The organism is Pseudoxanthomonas sp. PXM04 (genome assembly GCF_014851695.1).
GTDB lineage: Bacteria > Pseudomonadota > Gammaproteobacteria > Xanthomonadales > Xanthomonadaceae > Pseudoxanthomonas_A > Pseudoxanthomonas_A beigongshangi.
This window is the reverse complement of sequence record NZ_JACVAG010000004.1, coordinates 25920-49274: the sequence shown is the minus strand read 5'-3', so window position 1 is coordinate 49274 and position 23355 is coordinate 25920. Positions and strand designations below refer to the sequence as shown.

13 protein-coding genes are annotated in these 23355 nt (G+C 67.3%); 10 read left to right on the top strand and 3 right to left on the bottom strand.

From position 1 onward, the window contains the following. Positions 1-158 precede the first annotated feature (158 nt). The 3 genes from IB228_RS10980 to IB228_RS10970 all read left to right on the top strand — a co-directional run bounded on the left by IB228_RS10980 (position 159) and on the right by IB228_RS10970 (position 7223). Positions 159-2753: a glycoside hydrolase family 3 protein gene (locus IB228_RS10980; RefSeq protein WP_225562423.1), complete on the top strand. Its 2595-nt coding sequence runs from the start codon at positions 159-161 to the stop codon at positions 2751-2753. A gap of 52 nt (positions 2754-2805) precedes the next feature. After that, on the top strand, positions 2806-5148 hold the full coding sequence (locus IB228_RS10975; protein WP_183636239.1) for a GH92 family glycosyl hydrolase: 2343 nt from the start codon (positions 2806-2808) through the stop codon (positions 5146-5148). Positions 5149-5294: 146 nt separating this feature from the next. After that, the gene (locus IB228_RS10970; RefSeq protein WP_225562398.1) at positions 5295-7223 is read left to right on the top strand and encodes a CocE/NonD family hydrolase; all 1929 of its coding nucleotides are present in this window, start codon (positions 5295-5297) and stop codon (positions 7221-7223) included. A 125-nt stretch (positions 7224-7348) separates the two neighbouring features. Here IB228_RS10970 and cueR read toward each other — a convergent pair whose 3' ends face one another. Together cueR and IB228_RS10960 are read right to left on the bottom strand one after the other, a co-directional pair. Beyond that, entirely contained in the window at positions 7349-7804 is a 456-nt protein-coding gene (gene cueR / locus IB228_RS10965) for a Cu(I)-responsive transcriptional regulator (RefSeq protein ID WP_141452908.1), read from the bottom strand. Positions 7805-7816: 12 nt separating this feature from the next. Further along, positions 7817-10237 (bottom strand): heavy metal translocating P-type ATPase, encoded by a 2421-nt coding sequence (locus tag IB228_RS10960; protein WP_183636237.1) that lies wholly within the window; start codon positions 10235-10237, stop codon positions 7817-7819. Positions 10238-10393: 156 nt separating this feature from the next. On the opposite strand from IB228_RS10960, the gene IB228_RS10955 reads away from it, so the two are divergent. After that, positions 10394-10654: a heavy-metal-associated domain-containing protein gene (locus tag IB228_RS10955; protein WP_183636234.1), complete on the top strand. Its 261-nt coding sequence runs from the start codon at positions 10394-10396 to the stop codon at positions 10652-10654. An 84-nt stretch (positions 10655-10738) separates the two neighbouring features. Here IB228_RS10955 and IB228_RS10950 read toward each other — a convergent pair whose 3' ends face one another. Then, complete coding sequence (locus IB228_RS10950; protein ID WP_192198459.1) at positions 10739-14008, bottom strand: autotransporter outer membrane beta-barrel domain-containing protein; 3270 nt, start codon at positions 14006-14008, stop codon at positions 10739-10741. A 411-nt stretch (positions 14009-14419) separates the two neighbouring features. On the opposite strand from IB228_RS10950, the gene IB228_RS10945 reads away from it, so the two are divergent. The 6 genes from IB228_RS10945 (at position 14420) to IB228_RS10920 (ending at position 23344) form a co-directional block, all read left to right on the top strand. After that, on the top strand, positions 14420-15256 hold the full coding sequence (locus IB228_RS10945) for a hypothetical protein (protein ID WP_192198457.1): 837 nt from the start codon (positions 14420-14422) through the stop codon (positions 15254-15256). A gap of 234 nt (positions 15257-15490) precedes the next feature. Further along, positions 15491-16051: a sigma-70 family RNA polymerase sigma factor gene (locus IB228_RS10940; protein ID WP_203323023.1), complete on the top strand. Its 561-nt coding sequence runs from the start codon at positions 15491-15493 to the stop codon at positions 16049-16051. Then, positions 16014-17006: a FecR domain-containing protein gene (locus IB228_RS10935; protein WP_343227069.1), complete on the top strand. Its 993-nt coding sequence runs from the start codon at positions 16014-16016 to the stop codon at positions 17004-17006. The genes IB228_RS10940 and IB228_RS10935 overlap by 38 nt, the downstream gene beginning before the upstream one ends. Positions 17007-17097: 91 nt before the next feature. Then, positions 17098-20367: an outer membrane beta-barrel protein gene (locus IB228_RS10930; RefSeq protein WP_192198455.1), complete on the top strand. Its 3270-nt coding sequence runs from the start codon at positions 17098-17100 to the stop codon at positions 20365-20367. Between the two features lie 215 nt (positions 20368-20582). Continuing rightward, positions 20583-21704, top strand: coding sequence for a hypothetical protein (locus IB228_RS10925; RefSeq protein ID WP_343227068.1), 1122 nt, complete (start codon positions 20583-20585; stop codon positions 21702-21704). 2 nt (positions 21705-21706) lie between these two features. Continuing rightward, entirely contained in the window at positions 21707-23344 is a 1638-nt protein-coding gene (locus IB228_RS10920) for an alkaline phosphatase D family protein (protein ID WP_343227078.1), read from the top strand. Positions 23345-23355 lie beyond the last annotated feature (11 nt).

Sequence of the window (23355 nt, the reverse complement as noted above, 5' to 3'; positions counted from 1 at the left end):
TACGGCCACGCGCTTTTTTCAGCGCCTCGTTCCAGACAGGCACCGTCCCATACCCGTTGTACATTGAGCCACGCTCCGGAGAACCCTTGCCCATGCCCGTGTTCCTTCGCCGCCAGGCCCTGCCGTTCCTGATTGCCGCGGGATGGACGCTGGCGACAATGTCGCTGGCAGCCCCGGCACACGCGGACGAGGCCGAGCAGCGGGCGGCGGCGCTGGTGGCGAAGATGACGCGCGAGGAGAAAATCGCGCAGACGATGAATGCCGCTCCGGCGATTCCACGCCTGGGCGTACCGGCCTACGAGTGGTGGAATGAAGGACTGCACGGCATCGCCCGCAGTGGCCACGCGACCGTGTTTCCGCAGGCCATCGGGCTGGCGGCGACCTGGAATGTCGATCTGCTGGAACTGGTCGGCACGGTGACCTCGACCGAGGCCCGCGCCAAGTTCAACCTGGCCGGCGGGCCGGGCAGCGACCATCGGCGTTATGAAGGGCTGACCATCTGGTCGCCGAACATCAACATTTTCCGCGACCCCCGCTGGGGACGCGGCATGGAAACCTACGGCGAGGACCCCTACCTCACCGGGCAGTTGGCGGTCGGCTTCATCCGCGGCCTGCAGGGCGACGATCCCCGGCATCCGCGCACCATCGCCACGCCCAAGCATCTGGCCGTGCACAGCGGCCCGGAACCGGGGCGCCACGGCTTCGACGTCGATGTCTCTCCGCGCGATCTGGAAGCCACCTACCTGCCGGCATTCCGCGCCGCACTGGTCGACGGCGGCGCCGGCGCGGTGATGTGCGCCTACAACTCGCTGCACGGCACGCCAGCCTGCGCCGCGGACTGGCTGCTCGATGGCCGCCTGCGCAAGGACTGGGGATTCCGCGGGTTCGTGGTGTCCGACTGCGATTCGCTCTACGACATGCTGCACTTCCACTACTTCCGTTCCGACGAAGCCGGCGCCAGCGCCGCCGCCCTGAACGCCGGGCATGACCTCAATTGCGGCAACACCTATCGCGCCCTGGGCCAGGCGCTGGATCGCGGCGAGACCGACGAGGCGTCGCTGGACCGGTCGCTGGTGCGCCTGTTCGCCGCGCGCTATCGCCTGGGCGAACTGGAACGCCCGCGGCATGACCCCTACGCTCAACTCGGCGCGGTTGACATCGATGCCCCCGCCAGCCGCGAACTGGCCCTCGAAGCCGCGCGGCAATCGCTGGTCCTGTTGAAGAACGATCACGCGACCCTGCCGCTGAAACCGGATGCCCGGCTGGCGATCATCGGTCCGAATGCCGATGCGCTGGCCGCGCTGGAAGCCAACTATCAGGGCACGTCCACCGACCCGGTGACGCCGCTGCGTGGCCTGCGGGAACGCTTCGGCCAGGCCCGGGTGAGCTATGCGCAGGGTGCGCCGCTGGCGGCGGGGGTGCCGGTGATGATTCCCGAGACCGCCCTGCGCAGCGATGGCCAGGCCGGACTCAAGGGCGAGTACTTCGACAATCCGGATCTGGCCGGCGCCCCACGCGTGGTGCGCCGGGATCGCGTGGTCAGCTTCAACTGGGATCAGGTGGCGCCCGCCGCCGGAGTCGATCGGAATCGCTATTCGGTACGCTGGACCGGTGAACTGCTGCCGCCCGGACCCGGCGAATACACCCTCGCGGTGCGCGTGGCGCGCTGCTTCGATTGCAGCGGGCACGATCCGGTGCGGTTGTACATCGACGACGAACTGGTGATTGCAGGCAACGCGCAAGACAAGCGCGTCGCCGCCGGCGTGCACAACGCCGATGGCCGCAATGTCGAAACGCGCCTGCATTTCACCGATACACGGCCCCGCCGCATTCGCCTGGAGATCGAGCATCACGGCCAGGATCAGGGCCTGCGGCTGGAATGGCTGGCTCCGGCCGACGCGCAACTGGCCGAGGCCGCGCGCGTGGCGGAAAGGGCCGACGCGGTGGTCGCTTTCGTCGGCCTGTCGCCGGACGTGGAAGGCGAGGAACTGAAGGTCGACGTGCTGGGCTTCGATGGCGGCGATCGCAACGCCATTGGCCTGCCGCCGGCGCAGCAAGTGTTGCTCGAGCGCGCCAAGGCGGCGGGCAAGCCGTTGATCGTGGTGCTGATGAGCGGCAGCGCGGTGGCGCTGAACTGGGCGCAGCAACATGCCGACGCCATCCTTGCCGCGTGGTATCCCGGCCAATCCGGCGGTACCGCGATCGCGCAGGCGCTGGCCGGCGACTTCAGCCCGGGCGGACGCCTGCCGGTGACGTTCTACCAGTCGACCCGGGATCTCCCTCCCTACGTCAGCTACGACATGAAGGGACGCACCTACCGCTACTTCGGTGGCCAGCCGCTGTATCCGTTCGGCCACGGCCTGAGCTACACCACCTTCGCCTATGACGCCCCCCGCCTGTCGACGCGGACCTTGACGGCCGGCGAGACGCTGCGGGTAAGCGCGCGGGTGCGAAACAGCGGCGGACGCCATGGCGAGGAAGTGGTGCAGGTCTATCTGCAGCCTCCGCAAGGGCCGCAGTCGCCGATCCGCAGCCTGGTCGGATTCGCGCGCGTGGCGCTGGCGCCGGGCGAATCGCGCGAGGTGACGTTCGAGCTGGACGCGCGCAGGCTCAGCGAGGTCGACCGCGCCGGCCAGCGAGCGGTCGAGGCCGGTGACTACCAGGTCTTCGTCGGCGGCGGCCAGCCCGGTACCGGTGCGCCCGGCGGTGCGGCCGGCTTCTCCATCCTTGGCCGCGCGCCATTGCCGCGCTGATCCGCCGGCTCGGACAGGCACAAAAAGAAACAAGGGAACGAGGAAACGGACGATGACGACACGACGTGGATTCCTGAAGGGCGCCGCCGCGCTGGGCCTGTCCGGCGTCGGTGGCCCCGCGATCGCCACTTCGGCGCGCATCGGCAGATCCGCCCTGCCCGCCGACAGTCGCGCGCGAATGGATTTGAGCCGGCACGTCGATGTATTCATCGGCACCGGCGGCCACGGCCACACGTTTCCCGGTGCGACCCTGCCCTTCGGCATGGTGCAACTCGGCCCGGACACCTACAACACGACCTGGGACGGATGCAGCGGTTACCACGAGTCGCAGGACTCGATCATGGGTTTTTCGCATACCCATCTGTCCGGCACCGGCATCGGCGACATGCTCGACTTCCTGGTCGTGCCGCGCACCGGCGGGGTCCGGCTGCATCCGGGGCCGCCGGATGCGCCGGAAACCGGCTACCGCTCGCGCTTCGACCGCGAGGACGAAGCCGCCTCGCCAGGCTATTACCGGGTAAGGCTGAAGGACACGGATATCCTCGCGGAACTGACCGCCACCGCGCGTACCGGCCTGCATCGCTATCGTTTTCCCGCAGGCAAGCCAGGCCACCTGCTGCTGGATCTGTGCCACGGCTACCAGGACAACGCCGACACGCCCACCCGGACCAGCGAGGCGCAACTGCGCGTCGTCGACGAGCGCACGCTGGTCGGTGGCCGTCGCGTCCATCAGTGGGCCAGGGGGCGCTACCTGTTCTTCGCGATGCGACTGTCGCGTCCATTCGCGCGTGCGCAGCTGTACGCCGATGACCAGCCGCTGGCCGAGGACGCGCGAAGCATCGATGGCACCAGGCTGAAGGCCGCCCTGCACTACCCGGATGCCGGCGCCGCGCCGCTGCTGGTCAAGGTCGGCATCTCGGCGGTCAGCGCCGAAAACGCGCAGGCCAATCTCGATGCCGAGTTGCCGGACTTCGACTTCGCCCGCGTGCATGCCGAGGCGGTCGATGCCTGGGAGCGGGAGCTGGCGCGGGTGCGCATCGATACCGGTGACGGCGGGCAGCGGCGCATCTTCTACACCGGGCTGTACCACAGCCTGCTGGCGCCGACGCTGTTCAGCGATACGGACGGTCGCTATCGCGGCATGGATCTGAAGGTGCACACCCTGCCCGAGGGTTACCACAACTACAGTACCTATTCGCTGTGGGACACCTATCGCGCGCTGCATCCGCTGCTGACCCTGGTGCAGCCCGAGCGCGTACCGGATCTGGCCCAGGGACTGGTGCGCGGCGCGGCCGAATGCCCGGACGGCGTCGGCATCTGGCCGCTGCAGGGCGTGGAAACCGGCACGATGATCGGCTACCACTCGGCGGTGGTGCTGGCCGAGGCGCACGCCAAGGGTTTCGACGGCATCGACTACGCCGCGGCCTGGCCGCTGTTCCGCAAGCGCGCAATGGACGACGACTTCAACGGCCTGGGCTGGTATCGCCGGCTGGGCTACATTCCCAGCGACAAGGTCAGCGAGGCGGCCAGCCGGACCCTGGAATACGCCTACGACGACTGGGCCTGCGCGCATCTGGCACGCGCAGCCGGCGCCTTGGACGATCATCAGGCGCTGCTCGCGCGCTCGCGCAACTATCGTCATCTGTTCAACCCGGACAGCGGTTTCATCCAGCCCCGGCTGGAGGACGGCCGCTGGGCCGAGCCGTTCGACCCGCGCGCGCTGGGCCACTCGGAGCGCTGGCACGATTTCACCGAATCCAACGCCTGGCAGGCCACCTTCCTCAACCAGCACGACCTGTACGGCTACATGGAGGGCTTTGGCGGGCGTGACGGGTTCGTGCGCAAGCTGGACGAATTGTTCGGCACCAGTTCCGAGCTGCCGGCCGGTGCGCCGCCGGACATCGACGGCATGGTCGGCCAGTACGCGCATGGCAACGAGCCCAGCCATCACGTGGCCTACCTGTATGCCTATGCCGGCCAGCCGTGGAAGACCCAGGCCATGGTCCGCCGCCTGATGCGCGAGCAATATCGCGATGCCCGCGACGGCCTGTCCGGCAACGAGGACTGCGGACAGATGAGCGCCTGGTTCGCGCTCAGCGCGCTGGGCTTCTATCCGGTCGATCCGGTCAGCGGTAACTATGTGTTCGGTAGTCCCTTGTTCCGCCGAGCCGAGCTGCACGTTGGCAACGGACGCCGGCTGCACGTCCTCGCTCGTCGCAACAATGCGCGGAATGTCTTCGTGCAACGGGTGCGCTGGAATGGCGAGCCGTATGCGCGCAACTGGATAAGCCACGCCGACCTGGCCGCGGGCGGGACGCTGGAGTTCGAAATGGGGCCGCGACCCAATCTTTCGTTTGGTACCGGTCCGGAGGATTTGCCGCCCGGATTCGGTTGATCCGGCTGGGCTTGCCGGCACGGGGTTGACGGGGCGTTCGCAAAGGCAAGCAGAGCGAGCTCCGCTCTACGGCGCATTCAGCACTGGCTGCGGGCCTCGCAGCGCGGTTTAATCGGCAGGTTACGACTCCGGAATCGAGACGCTCTATGAAGATGACTTGCAAGGCCCTCGGCTGCCGCAGGCTGGCGGCATTGGCGTTGTTCCTTCCCGCGGTTTTCGCCCAGGCCCAGACACCGGCGATCACACCGGACATCACCGGCAGGGAATTCGTCGTGCCGAAGCAGGATTTCGACTACGACAAGCGCGTGGTGATGGTGCCGATGCGCGACGGGGTGAAGCTCTACACCGTCATCGTCGTGCCCAAGGGGGCGAAGAACGCCCCCATGCTGTTGACCCGTACGCCCTACGACGCGGCGGGCCGCGCCCAGCGCATGGAATCGCCGCGCATGATCGACATCCTGCCGCAGGGCGATGAGGTGTTCGTGCGCGCCGGCTACATCCGGGTGTTCCAGGATGTGCGCGGCAAGTACGGTTCACAGGGCGACTACGTGATGACCCGTCCGCTGCGCGGGCCGCTGAATCCGACCAAGGTCGATCACGCCACCGATGCCTGGGACACCATCGACTGGCTGGTCAAGCACGTGCCCGAGTCCAACGGACGCGTCGGCATGCTCGGCTCTTCCTATGAAGGCTTCACCGTGGTGATGGCGCTGACCGATCCGCATCCGGCGCTCAAGGTGGCGGCGCCGCAGAGCCCGATGATCGATGGCTGGATGGGCGACGACTGGCTCAACTACGGTGCGTTCCGGCAAGTCAATTTCGGCTACTTCACCGGCCAGCTGACCAAGCGCGGCAAGGGAACTTCGGTACCCAGCGAGGGGCTGGACGACTACACCACCTTCCTGCGTGCCGGTTCGGCCGGCGACTATGCCCGGACCCATGGACTGGAACAGATTCCGTGGTGGCACAAGATGACCGAGCATCCCGCCTATGACGCGTTCTGGCAGGAGCAGGCACTGGATCGGAAGATGGCCAGCACACCACTGAAGGTCCCGACCATGTGGCTGCAGGGCCTGTGGGACCAGGAAGACATGTGGGGCGCGAACCACAGCTACCAGGCGATGGAAGGACGAGATACCGGCAACAACCTGAATTACCTGGTGATGGGACCGTGGCGGCACAGCCAGGTCAACTACGAGGCACGCAACCTGGGCGCGCTGAAGTTCGACGGCGATACCGCGTTGCAGTTCCGCCGCGACGTGCTCAAGCCGTTCTTCGATCAGTACCTGGTCGAAGGCGCGCCGAAGGCGGATACGCCGCCGGTGCTGGTCTACAACACCGGCGAGGACCGCTGGGACCGCCTGCCGAACTGGCCGCGCAGCTGCGCCCAGGGATGTGGCTCCCCCGCCCGGCCGTTGTACCTGCGCGCGGGCGGCCAGCTCTCGTTCCAGCCGCCGGCGGCCGGCGAGAGCGGATTCGAGGAATACGTTTCCGATCCCGCCAAGCCGGTGCCGTTCGCGCCGCGCCCGGTGCGTTTCGGCGATCGCGACATGTGGACGACGTGGCTGGTCAAGGACCAGCGTTTCGTCGATGGCCGGCCGGACGTGCTGACCTTCATCACCGAACCGCTGACCGAGCCGCTGCGCATCGCCGGCACGCCGTGGGTGAACCTGCAGGCATCCACCAGTGGCAGCGACAGCGACTGGGTGGTCAAGCTGATCGACGTGTATCCCGAGCAGGTCGCCTCGGCGACCGAGATGGGCGGCTACCAGTTGCCGGTCTCGCTGGCGATCTTCCGCGGACGCTATCGCGAGAGCTTCGAACACGCCAAGGCAATTCCCTCCGACCAGACCCTGCCCTATCGCTTCGCGCTGCCGGAGGCCAACCACGTGTTCCTGCCCGGACATCGGGTGATGGTGCAGGTGCAGTCGACCCTGTTCCCGCTGTACGACCGGAATCCGCAGACCTTCGTCCCGAACATCTACTTCGCCAAGCCGGAGGACTACCGCAAGGCGACGCAGCGCATCTGGCACACGCCGGAAGCGGCGAGCTCGATCGAGTTGCCGGTCTATTGAGTGCGGGCGAACGCGCGGCGGTGCGCTCGCGCCGCCGCGGCGTCCATCATCGACGCGCGCCGGGTCTACCGACCGGGCGACGCGCAGGCAAAAGGATGGGATGAGGCTCCGGACGCGCCTGAGACCTAGCGTTCGAGCGTCGCCAGATCTTCCAGGATCGGACAGTCCGGCCGATCGTCGCCGTGGCAACGCCGGGCCAGATCCAGCAGGGTCTGCTGCATGGCCTGCATTTCCCGGATCTTCCTGCCCAGTTCGTCCGCGTGTGCGCGTGCCAGTTCCTTGACCTCCGAACTGGCGCGCTCGCGGTTGTCCCACAATCCCAGCAGCACCTCGATCTGCTTGATCGGAAAACCGAGCACGCGGGCGCGTTTGATGAAGCGCAGGCGATGGAGGTCGTTGTCCGAGTAGATGCGATAGCCGGCGAAGGTGCGTTCGGCCGGCGACAGCAGGCCGATGCTTTCATAGTGCCGGATCATCTTGGCGCTCACGCCGCTGATGGCAGCCGCCTCGCCGATGTTGTGCAGGCCCTGCCGGCGGGCGTCGGCCAGTTCGGGGCGTGGTGCCTGGGTTCGTCTGGACATTGCGGAAATCTCCTAGGCGTCCAAGGTGGGTCGCCAACGGCGCAAAAGCAAGGTATTGGCGAGCACGCTCACCGAGGACAGCGCCATGGCCGCGCCGGCCAGCACCGGATTGAGCAGGCCCAGGGCCGCCAGCGGAATGCCGACGACGTTGTAGGCGAATGCCCAGAACAGGTTCTGGTGGATCTTGCGGGTGGTGCGGCGTGAAACATCCATGGCCGCGGCGACCAGCCGCGGATCCGGACGCATCAGGGTCACGCCCGCGGCGTGCATCGCCACGTCGGTGCCCGAGCCCATCGCCAGTCCCACCGATGCCGCCGCGAGCGCGGGCGCATCGTTGATGCCGTCGCCGACCATGGCCACGGTGCCGGCCTGCTGCAATTGCTGGATCACCTCGGCCTTGCCGTCGGGCAGCACGTTCGCGCGCACTTCGTCGATGCCCAGGGTCGCCGCCACCGCCCCGGCGGCGCCGGCGTTGTCACCGGAGATCATCACCGTGCGCAGCCCCATCGCATGCAGCCGCGTGATCGCGTCGGCCGCGCTTTCCCGGGGCTCGTCGCGGAATGCCAACAGGCCACGCAACCGGATCGTTGCGTCCCGCGCTTCCGCCAGCCAGGACACCGTATGCCCTGAATTGCCCAGTGAATCGGCCTGCACGGCCTGCGTGGAAACATCGACCTCCAGTTCACGCATCAGTTGCGCACTGCCCAGCCACAGCCGGCGTCCCTGCACCTCACCGGAAAGACCACGCCCCGGCAGCGCCTGCACATCGATCGCCAGCTGCGGCGCCGGGCCGGAGGCCGCGGCGGCCAGTACCGCCTTGGCGAGCGGGTGTTCGCTGCCGGCCTGCAGCGCGGCGGCCAGCGCGAGCAGATCCGAAGCGCTGCCCTCGGTGGGCAGTACTTCGGCCAGCAGCGGCCGCCCCTGCGTCAGCGTACCGGTCTTGTCGAACGCGACGATGGTGACCTTGCGGGCCGTCTCCAGCGCCTCGGCGTCCTTGAACAGGATGCCCGCGCGCGCCGCCACGCCGGTGCCGGCCATGATCGCGGTGGGCGTGGCCAGGCCCAGCGCACAGGGACAGGCGATGACCAGGACGGCAACCGCGTTGAGGATGGCCTGGTTCCAGTCGCCGGTGAATACACCCCAGGCCACCAGGGTCAGCAGGGCGATGCCGATCACCACCGGAACGAACACCGCGCTTACCCGATCCACGATCCGCTGGATGGGCGCCTTGCGGGCCTGCGCGTCCTCGACCAGGCGGATGATGCGGGCCAGCGCGCTTTCCGCGCCCACCGCCACGGTGGTGATCGCGATGTTGCCTTCCCCGTTCACCGCGCCGCCGGTCACGCGATCGCCCGGGTTCTTGGCCACCGGCAGCGACTCGCCGGTGATCATCGACTCATCGGCATGGGTGCGGCCTTCGAGCAGTTCTCCGTCCACCGGAATCTGTTCGCCCGGACGCACGAGCACCACGTCGCCCACGCGAACCTGATCGATGGGCAGTTCCACGTCGCCGTGGGCCTGGCGCACCCGCGCGGTGGCCGGACGCAATGCCTGCAACGCGCGGATGGCTTCGGTGGTCTGGCGCTTGGCGCGTGCTTCCAGCCACTTGCCCATCAGGATCAGGGTGATGATGACGGCAGATGCCTCGAAGTACAGCGGTTGCGCGGCATGCGACGAGGTGCCCGCCAGCAGGTGGTACACGCTCAGGCCGTAGCCGGCACTGGTTCCCAGCGCGACCAGCAGATCCATGTTGCCGGTGCGCGCCTTGAGCGCTTTCCAGCCAGCCTTGTAGAAGCGCGCGCCCAGCCAGAACTGCACCGGCGTCGCCAATGCGAACTGCACCCAGCCCGGCAGCATCCAGTGTTCACCCCACAACAGGCCCAGCATCGGCAGCACCAGCGGAAGCGACAGCAGCGCGGCGAACCACAGGTGCCGGGCTTCGCGGGAAGCCGCGACCTGCGCGGCATCCGTGCCGGACCGTGCCGCGGCATGCGGCGTGGCGGCGTAGCCGGCCGCCGCCACCGCCGCTACCAGATCGGCTTCGCCCGCCTGGGAAGTGACCCGCACGCGTGCCTGTTCGGTGGCGAGATTGACGCTGGCTTCGACCACGCCCGGCACGGCGACCAGGGCGCGTTCGATGCGTGAGACACAGGACGCGCAGGTCATGCCCTGCAGCGCCAGTTCGATCTCGCGGGTGGCCATTTGATAGCCGGCGTCGCGCACGGCCGCGTCCAGCGCCTGCAACGGCAGCGGTCGCGCGGCGTGGACTTCGACGGTTTCGGTGGCAAGATTCACCGCCACGTCGGCCACGCCCGGGACCTTGCGCAGGCTGCGTTCGACGCGGCCGACACAGGACGCGCAGGTCATGCCGGATACGCCGAAACGGAACCGGTCCTGGATGGCGGCGGCGGCGTGGGACAGGGAGGAGTTCATGACGGCATCCATCGGTGGGGTTGCCGGCACGATGCGGCTTCCCACGATGGGAAGGTCAAACCACCACCATTTCCCGCCCCGGGATTGACCTTCCCACAGGGGCAAGCCCGAACGTGTGCGTGCCGGCGATGGGCCGGTCATCCTCTCCGAGGCATCATGAAACTCATTGTCGAAGGCATGACCTGTGGCCACTGCGTACGCACGGTCACTTACGCGCTGCAGGCGCTGGACGCCAATGCGTCCGTTTCCGTGGATCTTCCGGGCAAGACCGTCCTGGTCCGGGGCGACATCCGCGCGGCGGAAGCGACCCAGGCATTGGCCGCGCAAGGTTATGACGTCATCGCGACGGACGAAGCGGTCGCCGCGGCGCCGGCCGAATCCGGCAGCCAGTGCTGCGGCAGTTGCAAGGCCGCCTGACCGATCCGTCCGGACCACACCCGCGATCGCGGCGACGTGGCGTGAAAGGCGCGGGTCATAGGGATGCCCCGCGCCTTCCTGCGGTCACCAGTTGAAGCGCATGCCCAGATTGCCTTCCACCGTTTCGCGATCCAGACCTTCGTCGCCGGTATCGCTGGTGTAGTCTGCGGTGAAGTACAGGCTGAAGCGATCGCTGAACTTGGCCACTACCCCGCCGCCGAATTCCACCGCATTGGCCATCTGTCGGGTAACGACGGCATCGGTATCCATCCGCATCACGTCGCGGCCTTCGAAGCTGTGCCAGTAGTTGAGCTTCAGGTAGGGCTGCCACAGGCCGTGCGCGGTCGGGAAATCCGCGGCCAGGCGCAGGCCGACGCGTCCGGTCAGCGCACTGTCCATGTCGAACGCCACTCGGGCGAAGCGGTCGCGCTGATCGTCCAGATCCGTGCGTTGCCAGATGATTTGGGCCTGGGGTTCCAGCGACCAGCGCGAGCCTTCGCGCCAGCGCACAGGCGCGCCGATCTCCAGCGAAGCGGTCAGGCCGTCACCGTCCAGTTCGATGCCCTGGCCCCGGGTCGAACGTGCATCGCCGTCATAGCGGCTGGCCATCAGCACCGCGTCCAGATAGCCGCCGCGTTCGCCGATGCGCGTCCAGTACAGGCCCAGGTGGTCCTCGTCGAGCTTGTTCTTGCCCACGGTGAGGTTGTTCCAGCCGATGGCGAAACCGCGCACGTCGCCGTCGGCGCGGGTCCGACCGAGGAACAGGCCCAGATGGTCGCGGCGCCTGGCCTCGGTGTTCTCCCAGGCATGGATGTCCACGCCCGCCTGCACGCCGGTGATGGAACCGTCGAAAGTGGGCGAGACGGTTCCGCGCCAGCTCTGCTCGGTGTTCTGTCCGATCACCCTGCCCCAGGCGGCGCGGAAGGTGCCGTCGTTGCCCAGCAACGCCTGTTCGCCTTGGCGCTCGTGGAAGGTCCCCAGGCTGGCCAGCGAGACCTGGCGCAACAGTGGCGGCACCACCGCGTAGGTAGGCGTTTCCACGCGATACAGCGGGATCACTTCGCCTTCGGCCTCGGTGGCCCCGGGCGTAGGCGGTGTGCGGTCTCCGCCGGGCAGCGGCGCCGGATTCCGCGGCACCGGAGGTTCCGGTGGCGGAGGTGAAGGCGGCTGGACCGGCGGTGGTTCCGGCGGCGGCACCGGGGGCTCCGGCGTGGGTGCTTCCGGATCGGGATCGGGGATGTCCGGATCCCCCGGCAGTTGCGGCGGCGGCGGTGGCGGTGGCGGCGGCAATTCCGGCGGGGGTTGCGCCGGCGGCTCCGGAGGCGGAGGCGGTGGCGGCTCCGGCGGCGCGGGTTCGGTCGGATCCGGCGCGGGTGCCGGGGTGGAGTCGATGTCACTAAGCAGGGTGGAACGCAGATACCAGTTCTCGCTGCTGCCGTCGCTGGCGCCGCCCTTGAACAGGTAGTACTCGAATGCGCCGGCTGCCACGGGGCCGGTCAGCGCGAAGGCGCTGCTCGTTGACGTCGCGCCCTCGATCGACTGCACCACCATGATGCCGTCCAGCGCCGTCTGGGAACCCGGACCGCCAAAATTGATGATGTCCAGGCCGGTGCTGCCGCTGGCCTGCCCTCCCGAGAGGATCAGTCGATCGGAGGCGGAACTGTCGTCCCCCAGCACCGTCTGCAGGTGGACCACGCCATTGTTGCCGACATAGTTGCCGACGATGGTGAAGGTATCGCTGGCGTCACCGGTATTGCCGTTGGTCAGGTCGATGCGGCCTGCGTTGACGACATTGGCCAGTTGCGCCGCGTCGAACGCGCGCACCGCGGCATGGGTGCCATCGCCGGCATAGACCGTGCTGGTCGCATCGATGTTGAAAGTGCCGGTACCGCTGCCGGCGTCGCCGAGCACCAGGTCGCTGTCGAAACCCAGTTCCGTGTCGTTGAGCGCATCCACCCGTTCCCAGTTCTGGAAGCGCGAAATGCCGCCGGTGGTCACGTTCGACCAATTGAGCGCATCGTTGCCGGCGCCGCCGTCCAGCAGCGGCGTGGCGCCCAGGTGCGCCTGGTTCAGGCTGGTCAGGTTGGCGACATCATCGCCGTCGCCCAGATCGATGGCGCCATGGATCACGCCACCGCCATTCCATTCGAACACGTCGTTGCCCAGGCTCACGCGGACTTCGCCACGCACGGTGCCGCCGGTAACGGTGATGCGGTCGTCGCCGCCGCTGACGCTGATGTTGCCGCCAATGTAGCCGTCGGACAGGCGGATGGTGTCGCGGCCGAACCCGGTCACCAGGTTGCCGTCGATGGTGCCGCCGGACATGTCGAAGGTATTGTCGTCGAGCTTCATGTTGACCCGGCCGATGCGTCCGCCGGTCATCTCGGCGTAGTCGCCATCCTCGAACGCGCCGATGATGCGTCCGCCGGTCATTCGGAAGGTGTCCAGGCCATCGCCCTGGAAGAGCGCGCCGATCTCGCCGCCTGTCATCACGAAGTCGTCGATGCCGCCGCCCTGCTGGACCGTGCCGGCGACGCTGCCTCCGTTGACCTCCATGCGATCCTGGCCGGCTCCCTGGTCGACCGGGCCGATCTGGCCGTCGTTCAAGATCAGGGTATCGTTGCCTTCGCCCTGGCTGGTGGTTCCGTTGATGGTGCCGCCCAGCATTTCGATCAGGTCGTCACCGCCAGCGAGAACCAGATTGCCGTTTATCGTGCCGTGGTTGATGAAATGCACCGCGCTGCTGCCGGACCCGCCAATCACGGTGCCCGTCGCCTCGATGACGCCGGTCCCGGTATTGGTGATCGTGTTCAACCCGGTCATGTTCTGTGACCAGATGGCTATCGCACTGGTCGCTCGGATGGTGCCGCTGTTCCGGATGACGTTGCCCGTACCCAGGAAGTTGACCGCCTCGGCACTGCCCTGCGTGCCCAGCGCCAGCACCTGACCGCCCGCATCGATGGTCAGGGTGCCGCCAGTGCGCATCTCGACAGTGTTGGCGCCGGCATTGAACAAGCCCGGAGCGCTGACCGCCGTGGAACTGACCACGGCATCCGTGCCCACGTGGATGCTGGCATTGTCGCGCAACGAAACCGCGTTGGCGTCGCCCACCGCGATCCGGGCACCGGCCTGCACGTCGACGGTACGGTTGTCGGCCGCGGGCACATTGCCCTCGCCCACGGTGGCAACCCATGGATTGGGCGCGGCGGTGGTGCAGACCGTGGTGGTGCCGGTGGTGACGCATTCGGCGGCGGCCAGCGCCGGCGCGAGCAGCGCCAAGCCCCCGAGCAACCGGCTGGCATGCAGCAGCCGGGCAATGTCCATCGACAACCGCTTGCGTTCGATCTGGGCCATACAGGGTGCTCCGTTCCGTGAGTCGCCCCCCGCATGCGCGCTCGGCAAGTTCGGGGGAATTTGTATGCGCGGGATCGCATCGGCCACCGCAGCGTGAGCCCGCGAGAGATTGTGCGAGCCCGGCTGGCGAATGTAGCGCAGGCCCGTCGGCGCCCGGAACACGGTAGCCTGTGACGAGATACGCAAATCGAAACATCTATTCGCGGGTGGCGCGGTTCTTCCCCGTAACGCCATCGACGCGATGGCAATGCATGATCGACACGCGAACCTCGCCATGCACATGCGCATCTGCGTCGTTCGCGGCGCGGTTCGGCACCGGAGCATCGCGATGGTGCCGGATGCATGCGTGAAGACGGCCTTCACGCCGGATGCGTCGCCGTCCCTTCCCCACCACTCGACAGGTACAGCCACATGCAGGTGAACATCGATCAGGTCTGCCAGGGCATCTACGAACACATTCCCGGCGAGGACGTGGTCGGCTGCGTACGGCGTGGTGACGCCGTGCTGGCCTGGGCCATCGACGGCGCGACCACGCTGACGGAACATCCCTTCACCACCTTCCCCGACCTGACCGATGCGGCCTGGTTCGCGCGCGGCATGGGGCGATGGCTGGCCGAGCGCGGTGCGCTGGAAGCGTTCAGTCCTTCATTGCTGGAAGAAGGACTGCGAGTCCTGCGCGACGAGTACCTCCGCGCCGGTGGCGAGGCGCAGCCGATCCACGCCTGGCCGGTCGCCGCCGCGGTCGTGGCCGAAATCAGCCCGTCCGGCCCTGTCCTGCGGATGCGGGTCCATCGCTACGAGGACTGCTTCCTGGAAATCCATTCCGCGCACGCATCGCCGCGGTCGATGGTGCCGGCGGTCCTGCCCGCGCAGAGCCACGACGAGTGGAAACCCCATTCCGGCTTCGGCTTGCCGGCCCTGGAGCGCATGTGGGAGCGCAGGCGCCAGCAACAGGCCAATACCGGAGGCACGGCATTGACCCTGAATCCGATCAGCGCGCACAACGCGGTGATCGAGGAACAGGTACTGACCGCGCCCGTGCACGTCGTGCTGGGCAGCGACGGGCTGTCGCGGGTGTGGGATACCTACAATCTGATGAGTCGGGAACAGGCGCTGGCGCTGGTCGCCGAACAAGGATTGCCGACGCTGCTGGCCACCCTGCGCGAACACGAAGCCAGCACCCGCACCGGCGACGCGTCGCTCAAGCGCCGCGACGACGCCAGCGGTCTGCACTTGTTCCTGGGCTAGCGCGTCCTGGCGCGCGGCGACGCCGGCGAAGTGCCCTGGCTCGATTGGGTGCCGCCACGCGGGCAGACGACGCCGAACTCCGCGCCCACCGCAACATGACTGTCATGCGCGACGCCTAGCATCGCTCCTCATTTGCCGGAAGGACGGATGGCGGGGAACCGGGTGTCTGAGCGAACTGAAGCGGCGGGGAGCACGGAGGGCACCCTGGACGATGTCGAACGGACGCGCTGGTTCATGCACCACATCCTGCCGCACGAGGCGGCGCTGAGGAACTGGCTGTCCCGCCGCAGCACCTACGATGTCGAGGACATCGTGCAGGAAAGCTACGCGGTGCTGGCCGAGCGCGAGCGGGTGGACGACATCCTCAATCCCCGCGCCTATCTGTTCCAGGTGGCGCACTCGCTGGTGGTGCGCAACATCCGGCGGGCCCGGATCGTACCGATCCACGCGGTCGAGGATCTGGGCATGCTGGATTTTGCCGACGAGGCCGCCACCCCGGAGCAGAGCGCCATCGCGCACGACGACCTGCGCCAGCTGGCGCGGGTGATCGCGAGCATGCCGGGGCAGACGCGCGAGGCGTTCGTGATGCGCCGCATCCGCGAAATCCCCCAGCGGGAGATTGCCTCCCGGATGGGACTTTCGGAGAACACGGTCGAGAAACACATCGCCCGGGGACTCCGCTGGCTGGAAGACTGGTTCGCCAGTGGCGGAAACCCACCCGCCAAAACCTCTAGTCAATTGGAGCGGGAAAGAAGGCGTGCCAGTGGAAGAGCGCGAAACCAGCCAGAACATTGACCAGACCGCCTCGGAATGGGTGGCGCGGATGGACCGTGCCCCCCTGTCGGCGGTGGAAAGCCACGAACTGAAGGACTGGCTCGCCGGCGATCCGCGCCGTCGGGGCGCCTTCATTCGTGCGCGCGCCGTATGGATGCGCAGCGAAGCCGCGCGCGCGCTCGGGCCGCACTACGACCCGGACGACTTCCAGCCCGCCGCCGTCGCGGCGTCCCGCCCCGCCCCGCCTTCGCGCCGCTGGATGCGCTGGGGCGGTGCCATGGCTGCCTCCCTGCTGCTGGTCGTGACGCTGGCCGCAACCCTGCAGATGCCCACCGCCTACGCCACCGCCAAGGGCGAGATGCGCCGCGTGCCGCTGGGCGATGGCGCCACCGTCACCCTCAATACCGATACGCGCATCCGGATTTATCAGGACGATGGCCGGCGCACCATCCGCGTCCTGCGCGGCGAGGTGCTGATCGAGGGCACCACGGCGACATCGCCAACCCGAGTCGAAGTCGATGGCCGAAAACTGGATGCCACGCAGGCGACCTTCGTCGTGCGCAAGCTCGATGGCGACGCCACCCAGATCCTGGTCCAGGACGGCCGGGTAGACGTGGCCGGCGGCACGCCCGCCGAGCACGCTTCGCTGGCCGCGAACACCCGCTATGCATTCCGGCAGGGCACGCCGCAGGCCTGGCGGCTGAGTTCCCTGCGCACCGGCCAGATGGATCGCGAGCTGGCCTGGCGCGAAGGGAAGATTGCCCTGCAAGGCGAAACCCTCGGCGAAGCGGTCGCGATCTACGCGCGCTACAGCGACACGCCCATCGTCATCGCGGATCCGGCGCTGGCCCGCATGCAGGTCACCGGCCTGTTCGCGACCAACAATCCGCTGGGATTCAGCCGCGCCATCGCCGAAGTGTTCGATGCGGAGGTTCGCCAGGAACGCGGACGCATCGTGGTGGCCCGCGCGCATTAAATTTTTTTGACAGGTAGCGGAAAGCGCATCCGTCGAGTCTCTCAGTTCTCAGTACCGCCACCCACGCAGATTTCCTGAGAACACACGGATCATGAATCGCTACGAGAAAGTCCTGTTGACCAGCGCCATCCTCGCCGCATTGGCCTGCACGTCCCCGGCCATGGCGCAGCAGCGCAAGTTCGAAATACCCGCGCAGCCCGCGGTGACGGCCATCCCGGAGCTGGCACGGCAGGCGCAACTGCAGATCATCGCGCCGGCCGGTTCGCTGGAAGGCATCCAGGCGCCGGCCATCGTGGGCGAGATGGATGTGCGCGAAGCCCTTCGCCTGTTGCTGGAAGGGACCGGACTGGAAGTGAAATCCGACGAGGGCAACATCATCCTGTTGCAGAAGGCCGACGACGCCGCGCCCGAACGTCCGCGTTCCGGGCCGCAGATCGGCACCGGCAGCCTGCGCGGCCGCGTGCTCAACACTGCCACCGGCGAATATGTGCGCAACGCCGAGATCCGGGTCGAAGGCACCACCCTTGTCACCTACTCCGAGGATGGCGGCAATTTCCGCCTGTCAGGACTGCCGGCGGGCGATGTCACCGTCACCGTCAGGTACACCGGCCTGCAGGAATCGAAAGCGGTGGCCAGCGTTGCCGCCGGCCAGGTGTCCACGCTGGATTTCGAACTCAAGGTGCCTTCCTACGCCGGTGCCGGCGCCAGTGGCGGCGGCGAGGCGGTCGAGATGGACATGATCATGGTCACCGCCAAGCGCGAGGGCCAGGCCAGCGCGATCATGGAGCGCCGCGCGGCGATGAACGCGAAGAACGTAGTCGCCGCCGACAACTATGGCGCCCTGACCATGGGCGACGTCGGCGAGTTCATGAAGTCCATGCCCGGCATCTCGCTCGACTACACGGAGGTGGATGCCACCGCCGTGCGCATCGGCGGCCTGGATCCGAAATACTCGACCTTCACCATCGACGGCGCCCGCATGGCGACCGCGACCTCCAACAACAACACCGGCCGGCAGAACTCGTTCGAACAGATGTCCATCACCGGCATCGAGTCCATCGAACTGAACAACACGCTGACCGCCAGCATGGACGCCGACTCCCCGGGCGGCCAGATCAACCTGCGCAGCAAGTACGCGTTCAACCGCACCGGCCGCCAGATCGTGGCCCAGCTGGGCGGCGTCGGCACCTCCGACTCCACGCTTTCGCGCAAGTACTTTCCCGACGATCGCAAGCACTCGACCCTCTATCCCTCGGCCCAGTTCGGTTTCGGCGACGTATTCATGGAAGGTCGCCTGGGCGTGGAGTTCAATACCAGCTACAACGCCAACTACGTCCAGCAGGATCGCATCCAGACCGACTGGTCCTACCTGGCGGACGGCCGGGTCATGCCCTACCGGGTGATGTGGCGACCGGGTCCGAAGATGACCAGCCGCACCGCGGCCAACCTGAGCACCGACTACCAGCTCACCGACGAACTGGTCCTGTCCCTGCGCAGCACCTACTCGTTCTATGACGTCGAGTACTTCAACCAGTACACGTTCCTGTATTTCGGCACGCCCACGGCCTCCTATGCCACGCCGGATTCCACGCCCACCCATATCGTGGTCAATCCCAACGGCAACAACACCCGCCTGCGTACCGAGTACTCCCACCGCTATGCCGGCACGCCCACCTACACGATCGCGCCGAAGCTGGAGTTCAAGAACGATACCTTCGAAGCCACCCTGCGCAGCAGTTACTCGCGCTCAGAATTCAACTTCCGCGACAACGACGAGGGTTTCTTCCAGCGCACCGACAGCTGGCTGACCGGCATCGGCTTCACCATGGACCGGCCGACCGAGGGCTCCAACGCGTGGACGCTGGCCCAGACCGCCGGCCGTCCCTGGGGGGATCCGACCAGCTACAACCGCGATGCCGACATCGGCAACAACGTGCGCACGGCCCAGTCCGACGCGGTGAACGATCAGTACGGCGCCTACCTGGATCTGAAGAAGCACCTGACCATCCGCGACCTGCCGATCACCCTGATGGGCGGCTTCGGCAGCCGCAGCAACGACTGGCGCACCAACGAGGGGTCCTACCAGCAGTACCAGTACGTTGGTCCCAACGGCGATCTGAGCCAGCGCGATCCCGCCGCCGTGATCCCGTGGACCCAGCACTACCAGTTCGGCATCCTCGGCTTCGACGCCGGCAACATGAACGAGCAGAACTGGCGCGCCGACAACAACTACGCGGTGTACGACATCTACCGGGAACATCCCGAGTATTTCGTCGCCGACACGGTGGGCAACCTGAAGCGCCGGCTGGACAACAACAAGCGTATCCAGGAACAGGTCGACGCCGCCTACATCGAGGCCCAGACCCGGATTGGCAAGGCCCGTTTCGATTTGGGCCTGCGCTACGAGAAGACGCGCACCGCCGCGCGCGTGGCGAATGTTCGCCCGGCCAGCGAAGTGACCGAGGCCGGGTTGTCGGTCAATACCGTCGAAGGGCTGCTGTACCAGTACAACAACGGCGCCTACTCCATGCGCCGCGGCCAGTACGAGGACTGGTTCCTCAGCGGCGGCATCAAGTACGACTTCACCGACAGGCTGGTCGGCCAACTGGCCTTCAGCGAATCCATCCTGCGCCCGGACTACGGCAACCTGGGCGGCGTGGTGTCGGTCAACGAGGACACGATGGTCGTCAACGTGCCCAATCCGCTGCTCAAGCCCGAACACTCCACCAAGTACTTCGCCAGCCTGCAGTACTACCTGGAACCGTCCGGCATTGTTGGCCTGTCCTACTACAAACTGGACATGAAGGACATGCAGGTCACCGGCATCACCGTCAATCCGGAGGATGTCGGCTTCGATCCGGACGAGTATTCCGGCTACACCTTCCGCAGCGCGCAGAACCTGCCCGGCACCAGCACCAACGAAGGCCTTACCCTGGAGTACAGCCAGCAGCTCACCTTCCTGCCCGGCGCGTTTCGCGGGCTGAGCCTGTACGGCTCCTACACCAAGGTCAATCCGGACGGCGAGCGCCAGAACATGCCGGAACAGGCGGCCAACTGGGGTATCCGCTACAACTACGGCCGCTTCGATCTCCAGATCAACGGCAACCGCCAGGGCACGTACCGGGTCAGCGCGCTGAGCAACACGCCGACCACCGCCAACAACGGCATCCTCTACCACACCCCGCGCGAGCTCTGGAACATCAGCGCCAGCTACAAGCTCACCGAGAACATCGAGTTGCAGTTGGCCGGACGCAACATCTTCAACGAGCCCGACATCATCTATTCCAACGTGCCCGGCCGGGTCCAGCAGTACACCGTCTACGGCTCGATGTGGAATTTCGGCATCAAGGCCAGGTTCTGAGGCCGCGCGAGGCCGGCGACCGCTCCCTTCCCGCGACGTGCACGGATCCGGTCCGGCGTCGCGGGCCCTCTCCGCACCGGTGGCTCGGCGCGGATTCCGCCTCGACGGACGTGTTCATGCACCCTCCCCGTTCCTTGCCTACCTGCATGCGCCGTGATGGCCATCGACTCCCGCACCGGATCCGATGGTTCGCCGGCCTCTGCCTGATATCCATCGTGTCCGGCGTGTCCATCCCGGCGTGGGCCGGCACCGCGAATCCCGTGCCCGCGCCGCGGCTGCCGTCAACGCAGAACGGCGGCACGTGGGCTTCCGGACATGTCCAGGGCATCGCGGTGGACCTAGAACGTGGCCATGTCTATTACTCGTTCACCGATCTGCTGGCGAAGTACGACTTCAGCGGCAGGCTGATTGGCACGCTGGTGGGCTGGAGCGGCCATCTGGGCGATCTCGACTTCTATCCGGACGACGGCAAGCTCTACGGTTCGCTCGAGTACAAGGCTGACCAGGCGTTCTATATCGCCGTCATCGATGTGGACCGCATCGACCGCGTCGGCGTCTCAGCCGACGGCACGGATATCCTGCGTACCGTCTACCTGCCGGAGGTGGCCGCGGACTACACCGCCGACCTGGACGGCAATGGCCGCTTCGACGGCAATGTCACGGCCACGCCCGATCACCGCTACGGCTGTTCCGGCATCGACGGCGTCGGCTTTGGTCCGGCCTTCGGCCGGGTGGACGGATCGCGCCTGCTCACGGTCGCCTACGGCATCTACGGCAACACCGCCCGCGAAGACAACGATCACCAGGTGCTGCTGCAATACGACATCCAGGGATGGGACGCGCTTGCCCGCCCACTGGATGAAGCCGCGCCACACCACAGCGGTCCGCGTGCACCGCACGGCAAATACTTCGTCCGTACGGGCAACACCACCTATGGCGTGCAAACCCTGGCCTACGACGGCGCATCGCAACGCTGGTTCATGGGCGTGTATCCCGGCAAGAAGCCTTCCTTCCCCAACTACGGATTGTTCGCGATCGACGCGCGCGCCGCGCCACGCCTGGACGATCTGGTGGGTGTTCCCGCTCGCGACGGGGATGGCTGGGAACGGGGCCGTCTGCTTGCACTGGCCGATGAGGGATTGAAGGACGAGGCCAGCGGCGTGCGCGGCTGGCATCAGAAAGCCGACGTCGGCTTCCAGCCGGTCGGCCGGGGCCTGTTCTATCTGGCGATCAATTCAGGCGCCAAGGGCGCGCAGACCGCTGAAATCAACCTGACACGGTGGACGGGGAACGTGGACGCGCCCTTCACCCGGGTCGACATGGAGAAACAACCTTGAGCGTGAACATCGAACGTCGTCGCCTGATCGTCGGCGGCACCCTGGGCCTGGGCATGCTGGCGCTGCCGGGCGGCCGCGGCCTGGCGATGGAACTGCTGGGCGCGCGGGGATTCACCCACAGCGTCGCCAGCGGCGAACCCGGACCGGACAGCATGCTGCTGTGGACCCGCTACGTGCCGGCCGGCGGCGCGGACGAAGCGCGGTTGGTCGCGGAAGTGGCACTGGATCGCGAATTCACCCGGGTGGTCTCGGGCGGCCAGTCCAGCACCGGCGCCCATCGCGACTGGACTGTCAAGCAGACCGTGGACGGACTGCGGCCCGGCACGACGTACTGGTATCGCTTCATCGCGCCGGACGGCACCCAATCGCCGGTCGGCCGCACCCGCACCCTGCCGGAAGGCGAGGTCGAACGGTTCGGACTGGGCCTGTTCTCCTGCTCCAACCTGCCGATGGGCTGGTTCAACGCCTATGCGCACGCGGCGGCGAGCGACGATCTCGACCTGTGGCTGCACGTGGGCGATTACATCTACGAGTACGGTATCGGTTCCTACAAGGAAAAGGACCGCATCGCCGGGCGCGAGGTCCTGCCCGCGCACGACCACGAGATGATCAGCCTGGCCGACTACCGGCTGCGCTTCGCCTGCTACCGGGCGGATCCGGATTTGCGGCAACTGCACCGCATGGCGCCAATGCTGGCGCTGTGGGACGACCATGAAATCACCAACGACAGTTGGGAAGGCGGCGCACAGAATCACCAGCCGGCTGCCGAGGGCGACTGGAACACCCGGCGCATGGCGGCGATGCAGGCCTATCGCGAGTGGATGCCGATATCGGAAGAACCGTGGAAGGCCTATCCGATCGGCTCCCTCGCGACCCTGTACCGCACCGAATCACGGGTGCTGGCGCGCACGCGGCCACCGGCGGCGGAACTGGCCGAGGCGCACCAGTCAGCGGATCCGGACGCGGCGTTGCGGCGTTTTCGTGACGGTGCCTGGCAGGATCCGGCGGCGACCATGCTCGGTTCGGATCAGGAACACTGGCTGTCGCGCGAATTCGCCCGCAACGCCGCCAGTTCCACCTGGCAGATGGTGGGCATGGGCACGATCCTCGGCCGCACCCTGATGCCGGAGCAGATGCCGGGCTGGCTCCGGCCCGAGGCCGGCGAGCGCGTGGCCGACAAGTTCCGCCGCGACGTGCGCGCGTCGCGCCAGGGCGTGCCGATGTGGATGGACCGCTGGGACGGCTATCCGGCTGCGCGCTCGCGCCTGCTGCGCGCAGCCCAGCAGGCGGACGCGGATCTGGTGATGCTGTCCGGCGACAGCCACAACGCCTGGGCGTACTCGCTGGTCGAGGACGGCCGCCCCGCCGGCACCGAGTTCGCCGGCCACAGCGTGAGCTCGCACGGCATGGAGGGAAACATGGCCGTGGATCCGAAACAGGTCGCCGCCGCCTTCGTCGCCACCAATCCGGAACTGGCCTGGGCCGACACCAGCCAACGCGGCTACATGCGCCTGGACATCACTCCGCAGCAGGTCACCGGCGAATGGCGGTTCCTACGCACCGTGAAGGAACGCAGCCTGGCGCTGGCCGGCACCCATCGGCTGTCGGTGGAACGCGGCCGGCGCGGCTTCAAGGCATGACCCTGGCGCCG